The sequence below is a fragment of the Alteromonas sp. 009811495 genome, from assembly GCF_028865455.1.
In the GTDB taxonomy this organism is placed as follows: Bacteria; Pseudomonadota; Gammaproteobacteria; order Enterobacterales; family Alteromonadaceae; genus Alteromonas.
The window spans coordinates 1,452,925-1,466,151 of the sequence record NZ_CP113972.1 but is presented as its reverse complement, the minus strand read 5'-3'; the positions used below and the strand labels follow the sequence as shown (position 1 = coordinate 1,466,151).

The 13,227-nt window shown below is 44.3% G+C and carries 14 protein-coding genes; 4 read left to right on the top strand and 10 right to left on the bottom strand.

The genetic code is table 11. From position 1 onward, the window contains the following. Positions 1-75 precede the first annotated feature (75 nt). Positions 76-495: a CBS domain-containing protein gene (locus OZ660_RS06655; RefSeq protein ID WP_159623057.1), complete on the bottom strand. Its 420-nt coding sequence runs from the start codon at positions 493-495 to the stop codon at positions 76-78. Between the two features lie 233 nt (positions 496-728). Between OZ660_RS06655 and OZ660_RS06650 the strand changes: the two genes are divergently transcribed. Further along, a complete protein-coding gene (locus OZ660_RS06650; protein ID WP_202265944.1) occupies positions 729-1,643 on the top strand; it encodes a LysR family transcriptional regulator in 915 nt (304 codons plus the stop codon). Positions 1,644-1,650: 7 nt separating this feature from the next. Here OZ660_RS06650 and OZ660_RS06645 read toward each other — a convergent pair whose 3' ends face one another. Beyond that, complete coding sequence (locus tag OZ660_RS06645; RefSeq protein ID WP_274742953.1) at positions 1,651-2,451, bottom strand: SDR family NAD(P)-dependent oxidoreductase; 801 nt, start codon at positions 2,449-2,451, stop codon at positions 1,651-1,653. Positions 2,452-2,763: 312 nt separating this feature from the next. Here OZ660_RS06645 and asd point away from each other — a divergent pair, with 312 nt between their 5' ends. Then, positions 2,764-3,888: an aspartate-semialdehyde dehydrogenase gene (gene asd / locus OZ660_RS06640; RefSeq protein WP_274742952.1), complete on the top strand. Its 1,125-nt coding sequence runs from the start codon at positions 2,764-2,766 to the stop codon at positions 3,886-3,888. A 38-nt stretch (positions 3,889-3,926) separates the two neighbouring features. Here asd and OZ660_RS06635 read toward each other — a convergent pair whose 3' ends face one another. From OZ660_RS06635 to OZ660_RS06625, 3 genes are all read right to left on the bottom strand, one after another. Beyond that, positions 3,927-4,286 (bottom strand): VOC family protein, encoded by a 360-nt coding sequence (locus OZ660_RS06635; protein WP_274742951.1) that lies wholly within the window; start codon positions 4,284-4,286, stop codon positions 3,927-3,929. 90 nt (positions 4,287-4,376) lie between these two features. Beyond that, positions 4,377-5,627 (bottom strand): DEAD/DEAH box helicase, encoded by a 1,251-nt coding sequence (locus OZ660_RS06630; RefSeq protein ID WP_274742950.1) that lies wholly within the window; start codon positions 5,625-5,627, stop codon positions 4,377-4,379. A 96-nt stretch (positions 5,628-5,723) separates the two neighbouring features. Further along, the gene (locus tag OZ660_RS06625; protein WP_274742949.1) at positions 5,724-6,749 is read right to left on the bottom strand and encodes a 2-dehydropantoate 2-reductase; all 1,026 of its coding nucleotides are present in this window, start codon (positions 6,747-6,749) and stop codon (positions 5,724-5,726) included. Between the two features lie 198 nt (positions 6,750-6,947). On the opposite strand from OZ660_RS06625, the gene OZ660_RS06620 reads away from it, so the two are divergent. Then, on the top strand, positions 6,948-7,988 hold the full coding sequence (locus tag OZ660_RS06620) for a patatin-like phospholipase family protein (protein WP_202264596.1): 1,041 nt from the start codon (positions 6,948-6,950) through the stop codon (positions 7,986-7,988). Between the two features lie 17 nt (positions 7,989-8,005). Here OZ660_RS06620 and OZ660_RS06615 read toward each other — a convergent pair whose 3' ends face one another. The 5 genes from OZ660_RS06615 to OZ660_RS06595 form a co-directional block, all read right to left on the bottom strand. Continuing rightward, complete coding sequence (locus OZ660_RS06615; RefSeq protein WP_202264594.1) at positions 8,006-8,209, bottom strand: helix-turn-helix transcriptional regulator; 204 nt, start codon at positions 8,207-8,209, stop codon at positions 8,006-8,008. Then, positions 8,202-8,690 carry a hypothetical protein gene (locus tag OZ660_RS06610; RefSeq protein WP_274742948.1) on the bottom strand — a complete coding sequence of 163 codons (489 nt, stop codon included), beginning with the start codon at positions 8,688-8,690 and terminating at the stop codon, positions 8,202-8,204. Before OZ660_RS06610 ends, OZ660_RS06615 begins: the two co-directional genes overlap by 8 nt. A 189-nt stretch (positions 8,691-8,879) precedes the next feature. After that, positions 8,880-9,518, bottom strand: a complete 639-nt coding sequence (locus OZ660_RS06605; RefSeq protein WP_274742947.1) for a hypothetical protein — start codon at positions 9,516-9,518, stop codon at positions 8,880-8,882. Continuing rightward, positions 9,515-10,276 (bottom strand): hypothetical protein, encoded by a 762-nt coding sequence (locus OZ660_RS06600; RefSeq protein WP_274742946.1) that lies wholly within the window; start codon positions 10,274-10,276, stop codon positions 9,515-9,517. Before OZ660_RS06600 ends, OZ660_RS06605 begins: the two co-directional genes overlap by 4 nt. 11 nt (positions 10,277-10,287) lie before the next feature. Then, positions 10,288-11,076: a hypothetical protein gene (locus tag OZ660_RS06595; protein ID WP_202264586.1), complete on the bottom strand. Its 789-nt coding sequence runs from the start codon at positions 11,074-11,076 to the stop codon at positions 10,288-10,290. Between the two features lie 535 nt (positions 11,077-11,611). Between OZ660_RS06595 and OZ660_RS06590 the strand changes: the two genes are divergently transcribed. Beyond that, positions 11,612-13,177: a hypothetical protein gene (locus OZ660_RS06590; protein ID WP_274742945.1), complete on the top strand. Its 1,566-nt coding sequence runs from the start codon at positions 11,612-11,614 to the stop codon at positions 13,175-13,177. Positions 13,178-13,227: the final 50 nt, after the last annotated feature.

Sequence of the window (13,227 nt, the reverse complement as noted above, 5' to 3'; positions counted from 1 at the left end):
CAAGCTAAAAGAGAGTGACCTTTACTGAAGCTGTTTCTGTAAAGGTCACGCTTTCTATTTGTTATCAGTCATTCTCTAACGTTTCGATTGCACTCGCTGCTGCATAAACTGCATTACATCACGCCAAGACACCATGCCTACAGGTCGATTTTTATCGTCTACAATTGGAATACATGAAATTTTGTTACTGTTAAACAGCTCGATTGCAGTCACAATAGTATCGTGAGGCTCAAGTGTAATGACCTCTCGTGTCATTATTTGATGCGCTTTCTTGTCCAAGGTCGCCCGGTCCAACATTCGCTCACTAATGGTATCTACAAAAGGACTGACTGCTTTCATCAAATCACGATCTGAAATAATACCTTTGAGCTCGTTATCATGCACTACGACGAGATGATGAAACCCAGTCGCGGCAAATAGTTCTCTGAGCGACTGCAAGCTGTCATCCATATGCACACTGACTACGCGTTTAGACATGATGTTAGCAACACCCATCACCTACCCCACTCTTATAGTTTGCCATTATTTGGTCATTGCTTACGAGAAAAAGCCTTTTTGATGAGCATAGAAATGTGAAACTCAAAACGCAAGTACATCGCTTTTATAAGCACTTTAATGGAGGCTTCATGAAAGTGAGTCGTTTGCATCACAGCCAGAATATTAGGTGTTTTATCAATGAAAATTGGGTTATAACGTAAGGAATTATGTAGAGCATGTTGAAAAGATTTATGAATATTGAGCACCTAAAGCTCTTTGTGCGCATTGCGAGCACTTCAAATATTAGTCTTGCAGGGCGAGAGCTTAACATATCTCCTGCGGTGGCTAGCGCACATATTGGTAAGCTTGAAGATACATTGGGTGTAAGGCTTGTGCATCGTACAACACGCAAAGTGTCGTTAACCGATGAAGGGCAGTTATTTTTACCCCATGCTCAAGAAGTGCTAGACAGTATAGAAACGGCCCAAGCAGCCGTTGGTACTGGCGCGCGAACGCCTCAGGGTACACTAAGAGTCACCGCTCCAGCGTCGTTTGGGCGCATGCACCTTGTACCAGCTATACATGAGTTTTTGGCTAAGTACCCAAAACTGAATATCGATTTTCGTTTTAGTGACAGCATTTTAGACGTCGTAGATGGTGGTTTTGACGTGGCCATTCGAGATGCAGAACTTAAAGACTCCAACCTGCATGCGAAAAAACTGACTGACGATAAGCGCATTATTGTTGCCTCGCCAGAGTACCTAAAGAAACACGGAGAACCTAAAACGCCAAATGACCTGAAAGAGCATATGGCGGTCAACTTGCCAGCGCTTGACGTTTGGGAATTCAAAACAGGCAACAGCGTTACCTCTATAAAGACTAAAAGCCGGGTGCGCATGGACAACGGTGAAGCCGTGCGAGATGCCTGCGTGGCAGGCTGCGGTCTTACACTTACTGCGACATGGTGTAGCTATGAAAATATAGCTCGTGGTGAACTGGTGCAGGTATTAAAAGACTATCCCGTCGCAACAGACTGTGCCCTTTGGGCCGTATATCCCAGTAATAGGCTGCTCGCTCCAAAGGTGCGCGCATTCATTGATTTTCTTGCAGAGCGTTTTAGCGGCACACCTTATTGGGATAAAAAGCTTATCGGTATGATTCAATAATCACGCGCTAGTTTTTCGCGATTATCGCTTCAATGGTATTAATAAGCTGCTGGCGGTTATCTGCGCTCATCGCAAATTGATGTGGTGTTGCAAAAACGCCATGATCGTTGTCGAAGTACTCTCCACAGACATTCTCAAATTGTGAAGAGAGAGCTGCATCAACAAATATGCTTGCCCCCAGTTTTAAATCGCCGCCGGCTATTCCGTATGCTTCTTTCACCATTTTACTGCCAAGAAGCGACTTGGGGTTAACCGAGACAAAACGCGGCCCACTTTGTGCGTGGCGTTCACCAAGAGACATTGTCCACATGGTAATAGCCAATTTACTTTGTGCATAAGCCTGCGCATCGGATAAAAGTACCTCTCCTCGTAGCGCGTCAAAATTCACGGCCGCTTGAGCAGCAGAAGATACATTTACCACACGGCCAGACGGGGGAATGCGCTTCAATACACCTAGAGTGAGCATATAAGGGGCGATGGTATTTACCATGAACCGCGCGTCTAACCCTGATTGCGTTAGCGAGTTTGTAATATTAAATACACCCGCGTTATTTATTACTACATCGATACGCTCGTAACGGTTATTCACTGTATCAACAAGTGCCCTTACCTCGTCGAAACTCGACAAGTCTGCACAAAGCGTATCGACGTTTGCTTTTGGATAAGTACTTAATAGTGACTTTTTTACACTTGCTAACTTTACTTTGCTGCGCCCATGTATAATAACCTCAAGGCCCCGCTGTAAGAACATTTTCGCGGTTTCAAAGCCAATTCCATCTGTTGCGCCAGTAATTAAAACGGTTTTCATAACAATACCTAAGCTGTGTTTTGCTGCTTTTAATGAGCCGCATAGAACCAAGTGAATATAGAGCATGGTAACAAGGTGTTGCCAAACAGATAATGTTCATAATTTTTGAATCAGTATCAACGGAATCTATAAACTGAAACCGATTCAAAAATTTACTTATATCGAGAAAGGAATATTTATAAAAACCACCTAGCCACTGCACAGAATTAGGCTTAGACTGCGAAGATAAATATAAAAACGACAGGTATTGTGCAGGTAATTAGCTAAATTACTTGCTTGCTTATCATTTTAGAAACAAGGGTTCTCAGTTTAATGTCACAACAAAAAGTAGGTCTAGTGGGCTGGCGCGGTATGGTTGGCTCAGTATTAATGCAGCGCATGCAAGAAGAGCAGGATTTTGCGCACATTGAGCCCACCTTTTTCACTACCTCTCAAAAAGGTAGTGCAGCACCAGATTTTGCAGGCAAAGATGCTGGTGTACTTGAAGATGCGTTCGATATCGACGCACTATCAAAACAAGATATTATTATTACCTGCCAAGGTGGAGACTACACCAAAGCGGTTTACGCCGATTTGCGCGCGACGGGCTGGAAAGGCTACTGGATAGATGCAGCATCAGCCCTGCGTATGAAAGACGACGCCGTTATTATACTCGACCCAGTAAATCGAAAAGAAATTGATAACGGCATGGCAAACGGCATACGCACGTATGTCGGCGGTAACTGCACTGTTTCACTTATGCTACTGGCGCTTGGCGGCTTGTTTGAGAAAGATCTTGTCGAGTGGGCATCACCTATGACCTATCAAGCAGCGTCGGGCTCTGGTGCAAAACACATGCGCGAGCTGATCAGCCAAATGGGTGCTATCCACAGCAACGTGAAAGATAAAATTGATGATCCGGCTACTGCCATTTTAGACATTGACCAACAAGTTGCCGAATTTATTCGCAGTAACGAATATCCAAGTGACCAGTTTGGCGTGCCTCTAGCAGGTAGTCTTATTCCTTACATCGATTCGCAGCTTCCTTCTGGTCAAAGCCGCGAAGAGTGGAAAGCACAGGCAGAAGCTAACAAGATTTTAGGCACCTCAGGCGGTGAAGTACCTATTGATGGTATTTGTGTACGTGTAGGTGCTATGCGTTGTCACAGCCAAGCCATTACCTTAAAGCTGAAAAAAGACTTAAGTGTAACGGAAATAGAGCAAATCCTAGCCCAGCATAATGATTGGGTGAAAGTCGTGCCCAATGACCGCGACGCCACTATGCAAGAGCTTACTCCAGCGAAAGTAACTGGGACCTTGTCTATTCCTGTAGGTAGAATTCGCAAACTGACCATGGGGCCTGAATATATTTCGGCGTTTACAGTGGGCGACCAACTACTTTGGGGTGCCGCTGAACCGCTTCGCAGAATGCTCAGAATTGTTCTAGAACAAGCTTAATACACAGCAAAACGCCCCAGACATGGGGCGTTTTTATGCTAGTTATCAGACTCTGACCACACCGCAAGTTCATTACCGCCTGGCTCGATAAAATGAAAACGACAACCGCCTGGAAATGAGAAAATCGGCTTACAGATAATGCCACCAGCCTGCTCCACGATAGCTTGAGTGTTGCTGATATTTGCAGAGTAAAATACCAAAAGCGGTGCACCGTTTTGCGCTTGTGTAACCCTGTCACTTGAAAATATCCCGCCGTCGAGGCCCGCATTTGAAAACGCACTGTATTCACTGCCGTAATCTATAAACTCCCAGTTAAAAACATCACTAAAAAACTGTTTTGACGCGGATAAGTTTAGCGATGCAAATTCGACGTAGTTAAGCTTTACGTTTTCTTCCATGACACATCCTTTGATTGATTCAATCCACGTTTCAAAAATAGCGTATCTGAAGCAAATTACCAAGCACCAAAAACGGTGATTTTTCTTATGCTAGCGACGGCGAGGGCGCCCCTTTTTAGCCTTGTTGTTTGTCTTTAGGCCAAGTGCTTGGGCGCGCAGGTTTTTCTTTGAAGACTTGCGTTTAGCGTTATTCGATGTCTCTTGTGCATCGGGATTAGGTTCAAACCCTTCTTGCCACTGTAATAAAAAATGCGCTGAAGTAAGCTTTTCAATGTCAGCCAAGAGGTATTTCTCTTTATGCGATACGAGCGACACTGCCAACCCTGCATTACCGGCGCGGCCGGTTCGCCCAATTCGATGAATATAGTCTTCAGCATTGTAAGGAAGTTCAAAGTTGATTACATACTGCAACTGGTCAATGTCTAGACCTCTAGCCGCAACGTCGGTTGCGACAAGCACTCTCACTTTACCTGTTTTGAAGTCTTCCAAACCGCGGTCACGGGCCCCTTGAGACTTGTCACCATGAATGGGTGCCGTGCTGATCCCATCTTTTTTTAGCTCTTTGGCAAGGTCATCTACAGCTTGTTTGGTGCGCGTAAATATAAGTACCTGATGCCAATTATTCGCGCCAATTAAAAAGGCCGTTAGCGCAGCTTTACGTTGACTGTCCACTTCGTAAAAGCGCTGTTCAATTTGTGTAGCCGTCGCGTTTCGCTGTGCTACTTCAATAAGCTTTGGCTGGTTTAGCATTGTTTTGCTTAAAGCGAACACATCATCATTAAACGTTGCCGAGAAAAATAGTGTCTGAATGCCCTCAGGCAAGCGCTTAAGAATACGCGTAATATCAGTGATAAAGCCCATATCTAGCATACGGTCGGCCTCATCTAGCACCAGTGTTGTTAGGTTATTAAGGTCAATGAGCTCTTTTATAACAAGTTCGAGTAAACGTCCTGGCGTTGCGACAAGCACATCACAGCCTTCACTCAATGCGGCAAGTTGTGGATTTATACTGGCACCGCCATAGGCTGCAACGGTATTCAAATTTAGGCCTTCGCTATAGCGCACGAAGCTTTGGTGCACTTGCTGAGCAAGCTCTCTCGTAGGCGTTAACACCAACACGCGAATGTCACTATTTGCTTCCTTTTGGGCAGTAATACGTTGAATTAGCGGCAGCGCAAAGGCGGCAGTTTTCCCAGTTCCCGTTTGCGCACCAGCCATCACGTCATGACCTGCAAGAACCTGTGGAATTGCTGCTTGCTGGATAGGCGTTGGGTCTTCATAACCTAATGCATCAAGAGTAGATAGTAGATTTGCCTGCAAACCTAAGGTTGAAAACCCCATAAAAATACCGCTATTTGAAATTGAAAACGCGTCATTATAACACTGTATAAGGCAGAGGCGGCATGTACCTTGTTTTCTTGCTTTATCAGCCGTGTGTCACATGAGCTGAGCAGGTAACAACATTGGACTACCTTTTTTCTTGCGCTCGGCGTCTTTCACTAACGCTACAATTTTACTGTTTACCGGCGTACTGATACCGCTTAGTCGACCGAGCCGCTCTATTTCACCGTTCAAAAAATCAATTTCGGTTCGTCTACCCAGCGATAAGTCTTCATACATTGACGAACGCGCTTGTGGGTCAATTTTAAGCGTTGAAGCCGCAACAACTTGGAACAGAGCATTAGGAAGAACCATGATAGTTGGCATTAGTTTCGGGATAACCTTCCCCGTTCTTGCCACAGTGATGCCATGTGCCTTAAACACGTGAAGGGCTTCTTTGAGTACTTTGGCCATTACCAAACGATAAGCTCTATTCCCAAGCTGCTGCTTTAGGGGGATCCCAGAAAGCGCATTTACTGCATTGTTCAAGTTCATGATCAGTTTTCCGTACTGAACTGCAGTTATATCGTCATACACGGTGACGTGTAGCAAGGCTTTGTTAAACTTCTCAAGCAAACTACCGCATATTCCCTCTTTATCTTCAATGGCTAAATTACCTTCTGTGCCACAATGAAAATGTCCTTTTCCTTCGTAGAAGACATTGAATGGCACCATTCCTTTGATGACTTTCTGCGACAAGGTCTTTGCGAGAACATCGCCGTTAGTAACGCCATTTTGAAAACTCACAATCACTGCACTGGGGTTAGCATGCGCTTGAATAAGCGTTGCAGCCTCTTGTGTATCTTGGCTTTTAACACACAGTAAAATGAAGTCGGCCGATGCGAGAGCATCATTTGTTACCGAAAAATTCACACCGGCTGAATCGACGAAGACATCCCTACCTTGCCAATCTGTAAGCGTTAGGCCATTTTTTGAAATGTCATTTTGAAGTCGTTCTCGACCTATGAAGGTCAATGAGCTAGACAACTCGGGGTTACCAGCAAGTAAGCATCCTCCGAGATAGCAACCTATGCTTCCCGCCCCTAAGATCACAATATTGCTTGCGTTGTTACCTTTACTCATTGCTTCTCGCATGTACTGCTAAGCGCCTTTATGTTCGTGCGCTAATTTAATACCTTAACACTACATTTACAAATAAATGACTGGTAGTACAGGTTTTTCAATCACGCTGATTCAAACTTTCAATTTTCGCCGTTTTTTCTCACGCTTTAATATAGCGCAAGGTAGTTAATAAATTAGCGGGTTGCGCGAGGTTTTCTAATGTCAGGTCATTCATCATCCAACGTGGTAACACTTAGTGGTAGTCAGGCAACTAAGGTAGCCTTGGTTGCCGAAGGTGGTGGACAACGTGGTATTTTCACTGCAGGTGTATTAGATACATGGCTTGAAAACAATTACGACCCATTTGATATTCTAATTGGCACTTCTGCTGGCTCTCAAAACCTTACGAGTTATGTTGCGCGCCAAAAAGGGTACGCAAAGCGTCTTATCCGTGGCCTTACTCGCCACAAACGCTTTTTTCAACTAGGTCGTGCGCTAACAGGTAAGCACATTGTCGACTTAGATTGGTACTTTGATAAAACCAGAGAGGCCAAGCGTTTGCTTGACTTCGACACCGCATTAGAAAATGTACACGGTAGAGAAATATTATTTACTGCCACTAACGTACGTGACAGAAAAGCGTACTACCTTAACCCACTCACAAGCCAAAACGCATGGGTGGATTTAATTAAGGCATCGAGCGCATTGCCTATGTTATACAAACAGGGCGTGCCGCTTACCACCTTACACGAGTACGATGTTAATGCCGCAAATACTGACTTTTACTTAGACGGCGGATTAGCTGCACCGCTTCCTGTAATAGAAGCCTATGAGCGTGGCGCGCGTAAGATTGTTGTTATTCGTACAGTGGATAGCAGTTTTCAAGCCCAATCAGTTTGGTTACAGCGGCTAAGTACCGTTATGTGCGCGACAGGACAATGCCCAAAAACAATCGATTATTTGCTGCAGCATGAACGCGCCTATCAAAAAGCGCTAGCATTTATTGAAAATCCGCCTGAAGACGTCGAAATAGTACAAATATTCGCTGAACAGAAGTTACAGAGTAAGTTGCTGGGCAGTAGTGATGCAGAACTTAAGCACGACTATAAACTGGGTCTCAAGGCAGGAGAACACTTCTTGCAATCACAACCCGAGGTATCTAGCGATTTCACAACAAACAAGGTTCGTTCGTTGTTAGCATCAAATGGTGTTACAGGTGGGCAAAATCAACCAAAGCGTACGACATTGTCGTACGCTTAATGTAAGTCACAGGCTGCTCAACGCAACTCGAACATGTGCTCAACAGGTACATCAAAGTATTTCGCTATTTTAAGCGCAATGACCACGGATGGCGTGAAGCGCCCTGTTTCTACCGTGCTAATTGTTTTGCGAGAAACCCCTATTGCATCAGCCAGTTCTTGCTGAGAGATTTTATGCTGCAACCTAAACTTGTGGATGTGGTTGTCTAACTCCTCATTCATTTAGGTCTTCCTCTCGCAGTTTCGCCACAATAATGCCACCGTGCACTAAAAATGCGACGCTCACTAACAGTTGAACAACAGTGTTAAGCGGCAGTGGCGAAACAAGCGCTTTAAACCACATATCACTACCAAAAAAGCCAATGATAATGCCGCCGTACATCATAATGTGACAGGTAATTCGCAAACTTATACCACTTACAAAGTCAACGTATTCGTCATTGAATTTTAGCGTCCAAAACCCGACTCTATTGAGGTTTCTTGTGTATTTAAACGACCTAATGCACAGTGTGATCACCGCAGTTAGCGCAACCAATGTTCCACCACCAAGTACCCACTCCCAAGCCGTATCCTGACCGATGTTGGCATTTGACAATGCGGTAAAAAACAAAATAAAAGCCACAGCAATACTCGATTGCCCTATCAAAGACAGATAGTCCTCTTCCATTGCTGCTGTTACTTCAGAAGGTGAAGTGTGTGTCATAAATTAAATCCTTTGCGTAGTTCGCACGGTAAATGCGACAAACTAAAAAAGTAAAACGTTATATCGAGCCATGGCATAGTGGGAAACCGTCGGTTCTATGATACCTAAACCAACCATATGTAACCCTTAGGTATCAATGATACCCAAAGGTTACATGAAAGCAAGTTATTTTTTAGACTGTGCGCGGAATTAGTCTACAATTTCGCGTAATGACACACGAGACAACCACTTATTATCCAAACAAACCTCAAGTTGCCGTAGCCATGTAGAGAGTGCACGAAGGTGATTGTCTGAAGACACATGGGTATTCAACCACGATTCGTTGTCTATCAACCATAGCGGCGACTTTTCTAGGATATCAGTGGTTAGAGCGATAGGCGGCAACGCTAATGCAAGCGCAGCCATCGTTTGGTGCTGTCTTAAGTCATGGTCCCTGACCAATTCAGCATTCATAAGTCTTAGGTCATCAATGGTAAAGATCTGTAACTTATGCAGACGCTTGGTAAGCTGTGGACCTACGCCTTGAAGGTGAATAACCTCAATATCGCCTTTTAAGCCTTTCCATTTCGCAGGTACCGGTTGTGTATCAAAAGCATGAACGTTGTAGTTAATGTCTAGTAACCACCCTTGTTGGGCTAGCGGGTAGCGCTGGACATCAAGCTGGGGAGCCGTTTCACCGTTATCTCCGTTATCAGTTAGCTGCCCCATTCTTACTCGGATACTCTCTACACCAAAGCCTGACTGCTGATTGGCTAGGGTGTTCATCACCGTTGCCATTTCAGCATGAACCAGCCAAATTAAGCTCTGCACGTCTGTGGAAGTAGTCATAAAATGGACTTGAAGTGAATTTCAACTTCGCTGTAAATGTTTGCGCTGCTTTGTGCGTCCTGCGGCGCTCGGTTACTCGCTGGCGTAATGTTAAGCCTTGTTTTTATCAGTTTTGACGTATCAATAACACCGGCAAATCGATTGGCCACTGACAAATTGTTCACAGCGAAATTGTTGGTTATTACTGCATTGTTGCTCGGCGCAGAGTTACTCTCATCTTCCTCTTCCTGCGAGCCCTCATCCTTCATGCTGAATGTTAGCTTTGCGTTGATCTTGCCGTGATCGACAGACAACTTGGGAATACCATTTATCAATACATCAGAAAGCAGTTGGCGCTGTTTCTGCGCAATGTTAAACATGACGGCATTTTTTATTTTCTTTGCACCTTCTTCGGTTAACTTTTTACCTGAGAAGTGCAGTTTTTCTTCCAGCGAAATTCCTAGATCATTAAAAAATGGTGGCTGCTCTTCCTTTTGTTGCGTTGGTGGCTGGTACGGCGCGCCCTTGAAGACCGCATGTGCTGTATCACTATCAAAAGGGTAGCGCTGCTTGAGATTCTCTTCTAACTGAAACACAAGATCGTCGTCTTGCATGCACATTGCAACAAACTCGTCGTCCGAAAGTGACAGTAAATTCGTGAGTTCTGTTATTTTATCTTGCTGTTCGATTTGCGATGCGAGAACCGCACCAAAGGTATCTGAGATGAGTTTTGCCACAAACTCGGCAAAACCCAGCTCATTAAGAGCTGAGTTTGACATGGCGTGTATCCTTACTGATCTAACGGTAAATAGTCGGTGCGGAAGTTAATTTTCACACCACCAAAAATATTTACTCTTGAGCCTGACCTATCCTGATCAACTTTGCTTGTTGTCGTCACCGTCACATTAGAATATTTGGTTGACGCCGATGCTTTGACCCACGGCGATAAGATAGAACCGGTTTTAGCGCGAGCCTTTGCAGAAAACGCTTTGCGGTTGTATTTGTTCTGTGTTTCTCGGCTAAACGACGAACCATAGGTGGTAAAAGTTAAACGCGTTTCTATATCGCCGTTTTCGATAACCAGTCGCAAAATTCCTTGTTTTACCATTTCTTTGAGCATGTCGTATTTATTTACTGATATTCGCCTTGCTACGGCATCTAAAATAGCGTCATACGAGTTTTGGCCATCTACGGCAACTTGGTTATTGTCAGTGACACCGGCTTCTGCTGGCGTTTCAAGCGCTGCATTTAGCGTATTGGCTTGATCTTGATTGAGTGTGGCGTTGCCACCGTTATTTTCAACCGCAGTAACCTTCTCTTGATCGTCGACATCAGCAGGTAACGCGCGAGCTAAAAAGTCTAAAATCATGTCACCGCTGATATCGTCTTTGGTGTCATTGATAAAAGAAGAAAGCGACTTGCTAGTTTGTTGAAGCAGCTCGATATAGGCTTCGGTTTGGCGGATATTGCTAGAAATTAATGCGTCAAATACATCGGTTATGAGTTTAGTCGTAAATTCAGGGAATCCAATTTCGTTTAGTCTTGTGGCCTGAGTAACTGCTTCAGAAGTTCCAGACATGATACACCTCCATAGTGATAATCTAGAATGAAGTGACATTTACCGCAGTCATTGATTGTACGTGCTGACCGCTTCACTACACTTCTTCTCTCCAAGCGAATTTAGGCAATGAATATGATGTCCGTAATTTGGCTGTTTAAAAAATGTAACGACCAAGTCAGCATTTATCAGTGTTACACATTGATCAAAATTTAACCACAAATTTATGACATTAAACTTTGTGTGTCCCAGTGCAAACTGGTTTTTGTTGCCACTCCCCTCTCAATGAGCACAAAACCGTAGTAGAGCGTACTCACTATGAGCCGGAAGACTCCTAAGCGGATCAGTAAAATAAGGTTACGTAAAGGGAAGTGAACATCTGTCAAATTACTCTGATTATTTTATGAACGTTTATTAATTTAACAATGTCTTGCGCTTTGCTACATTGGATTTTCTAACCCAAACGTTAGAAAACCTCTACTACAAAAATTAATCAACTGCGCGAGTTTGTATTTAAGGTGTTGCAACTTTCAAGCAGCTGAAAGGACTTAGTAAAATGAAAAAAAGCAAAAAGACAGTACGCTTAAGTCTACTAGCATGCAGTATGCTTTGTGTTTGGCAAGGCGCTAGTGCCCAAGATATTAATACTACCACATCACTTCCTGTCATCATGGATGACTGCGGTCAAACCTCTTGCCTTGACAGAAGAGCGCTATCGGTTGAACAAACTCTGGCGCTACTATCAGACGCATCTGACAAAGAATCCGCCATTAACGCACAAGTAAACAGTGGTAAACAAAGCAAAAATAGTAAAAAAGGCCAAGGTGTTGCCGTTGGTCAGCAGAACACCGATACCCAAGTAGTCTTCCTTGACTTTGAACAATCATCGCCTACTTTCGAAGCGATTACGTTTGTACCAAATGTACGACAAACGTTTACCAGCTATCAGTACTCCCAAAGTGAGCGCGATCAAATTCAAGCGAATATTGAGAGTCGCTATGAAGGTTTTGACATTAGCTTCACGCAAACAAGACCTACCGAAGGAGATTACTCTACTCTTATTTTTGAATGTCGCGACGAAGACGGTGTATGTATCGACTTTAACAACGGTATTCTTTTTGGCCGCGCCCAGTCTATTGATATTAGAAATGATATACGCGACGACAGTGCATTTGTTGATGCAAGTCTTTGGCAGGTACTCGTAGCACTCGATCCTTCTGGCGATTTCTTCTCGCGTATTTCAGGTATTCCTATCGTTGATGGCGATGTGGATGCTGCATTGTCGACAGCAATTGTTAATCAGGCATCGAACACTGGGGCTCACGAATTAGGCCATAATTTAGGGTTGCGTCACCACGATAGTTTCGGCGCACCAGGTGATGGTGTAACACCGGGTACGGGTGACTTTTTCCCTGTATTTGACGGCCCACTTGCTGCCCTTGAGTCATTTGATCATACAATGGCATCTGGTGCTAGTGTAGGTACAGGCTTTGCCGATAGCACTGTAGACTTGCGTTTTTTCTCTGAACGTTCAGCGTTGAAACTCGCTGCAAATCAGCGAGCGAGGTTACTGCAAGAAGAGAGTGTCACTGGCGGTAATAAAAAGGTAAAACTACGAAAAGTACTTGCACCAAATACATTGGAAACTGGCGATAATGCTGGTGGTAAACTCGAGTTATTAGAAGCGCGTGTAGCTGGACGTATTGACGTTGCAGGAGAAGTAGATAGCTACCGGTTTACAGCGAAGTCAGGTCAGTTTTTAAGTGCTGAGTTCTTCGGCTTTGATACACCGTCAGCAGAGCATAATGCCCTAGCTGATTTCGTCATTGGTGCTGTCGCGCTTTATTACGTAGAGCGTGATGGCTCGCTAACACTCGTGCAACGCAACTTCCAAAACTTCGAGGGTTTTGATGCGTATATGGTTGATGCTCCGCTTAACCAAGACGGCGATTACATACTGCAAGTTTCGTCACCTGATGAGTTGCTGTTGCCCGGCGTGGGAATAATCTCTCTTGACGGTACAGGTAACGGTACGTTCAGAACAGGAAATTACGAAGTTAGCATGTATATTACTAACGGAAAGAATGGTAACGGTGTGCCTGCAGTACCTGGCAGTAACTAGTTTATCTCTTGTACAAAAAAGGCCAGATTCAAACTGGCCTTTTTAAATTC

What these genes read in the sequence shown, in the direction of transcription:
- OZ660_RS06650 (WP_202265944.1), top strand. Translation starts at nt 729, where the DNA reads ATGAATATTGAGCACCTAAAGCTCTTTGTGCGCATTGCGAGCACTTCA.
- OZ660_RS06595 (WP_202264586.1), bottom strand. Translation starts at nt 11,076, where the DNA reads ATGTCTGGAACTTCTGAAGCAGTTACTCAGGCCACAAGACTAAACGAA.
- OZ660_RS06615 (WP_202264594.1), bottom strand. Translation starts at nt 8,209, where the DNA reads ATGAATGAGGAGTTAGACAACCACATCCACAAGTTTAGGTTGCAGCAT.
- OZ660_RS06620 (WP_202264596.1), top strand. Translation starts at nt 6,948, where the DNA reads ATGTCAGGTCATTCATCATCCAACGTGGTAACACTTAGTGGTAGTCAG.
- asd (WP_274742952.1), top strand. Translation starts at nt 2,764, where the DNA reads ATGTCACAACAAAAAGTAGGTCTAGTGGGCTGGCGCGGTATGGTTGGC.
- OZ660_RS06645 (WP_274742953.1), bottom strand. Translation starts at nt 2,451, where the DNA reads ATGAAAACCGTTTTAATTACTGGCGCAACAGATGGAATTGGCTTTGAA.
- OZ660_RS06605 (WP_274742947.1), bottom strand. Translation starts at nt 9,518, where the DNA reads ATGACTACTTCCACAGACGTGCAGAGCTTAATTTGGCTGGTTCATGCT.
- OZ660_RS06630 (WP_274742950.1), bottom strand. Translation starts at nt 5,627, where the DNA reads ATGGGGTTTTCAACCTTAGGTTTGCAGGCAAATCTACTATCTACTCTT.
- OZ660_RS06610 (WP_274742948.1), bottom strand. Translation starts at nt 8,690, where the DNA reads ATGACACACACTTCACCTTCTGAAGTAACAGCAGCAATGGAAGAGGAC.
- OZ660_RS06590 (WP_274742945.1), top strand. Translation starts at nt 11,612, where the DNA reads ATGAAAAAAAGCAAAAAGACAGTACGCTTAAGTCTACTAGCATGCAGT.
- OZ660_RS06635 (WP_274742951.1), bottom strand. Translation starts at nt 4,286, where the DNA reads ATGGAAGAAAACGTAAAGCTTAACTACGTCGAATTTGCATCGCTAAAC.
- OZ660_RS06600 (WP_274742946.1), bottom strand. Translation starts at nt 10,276, where the DNA reads ATGTCAAACTCAGCTCTTAATGAGCTGGGTTTTGCCGAGTTTGTGGCA.
- OZ660_RS06655 (WP_159623057.1), bottom strand. Translation starts at nt 495, where the DNA reads ATGGGTGTTGCTAACATCATGTCTAAACGCGTAGTCAGTGTGCATATG.
- OZ660_RS06625 (WP_274742949.1), bottom strand. Translation starts at nt 6,749, where the DNA reads ATGAGTAAAGGTAACAACGCAAGCAATATTGTGATCTTAGGGGCGGGA.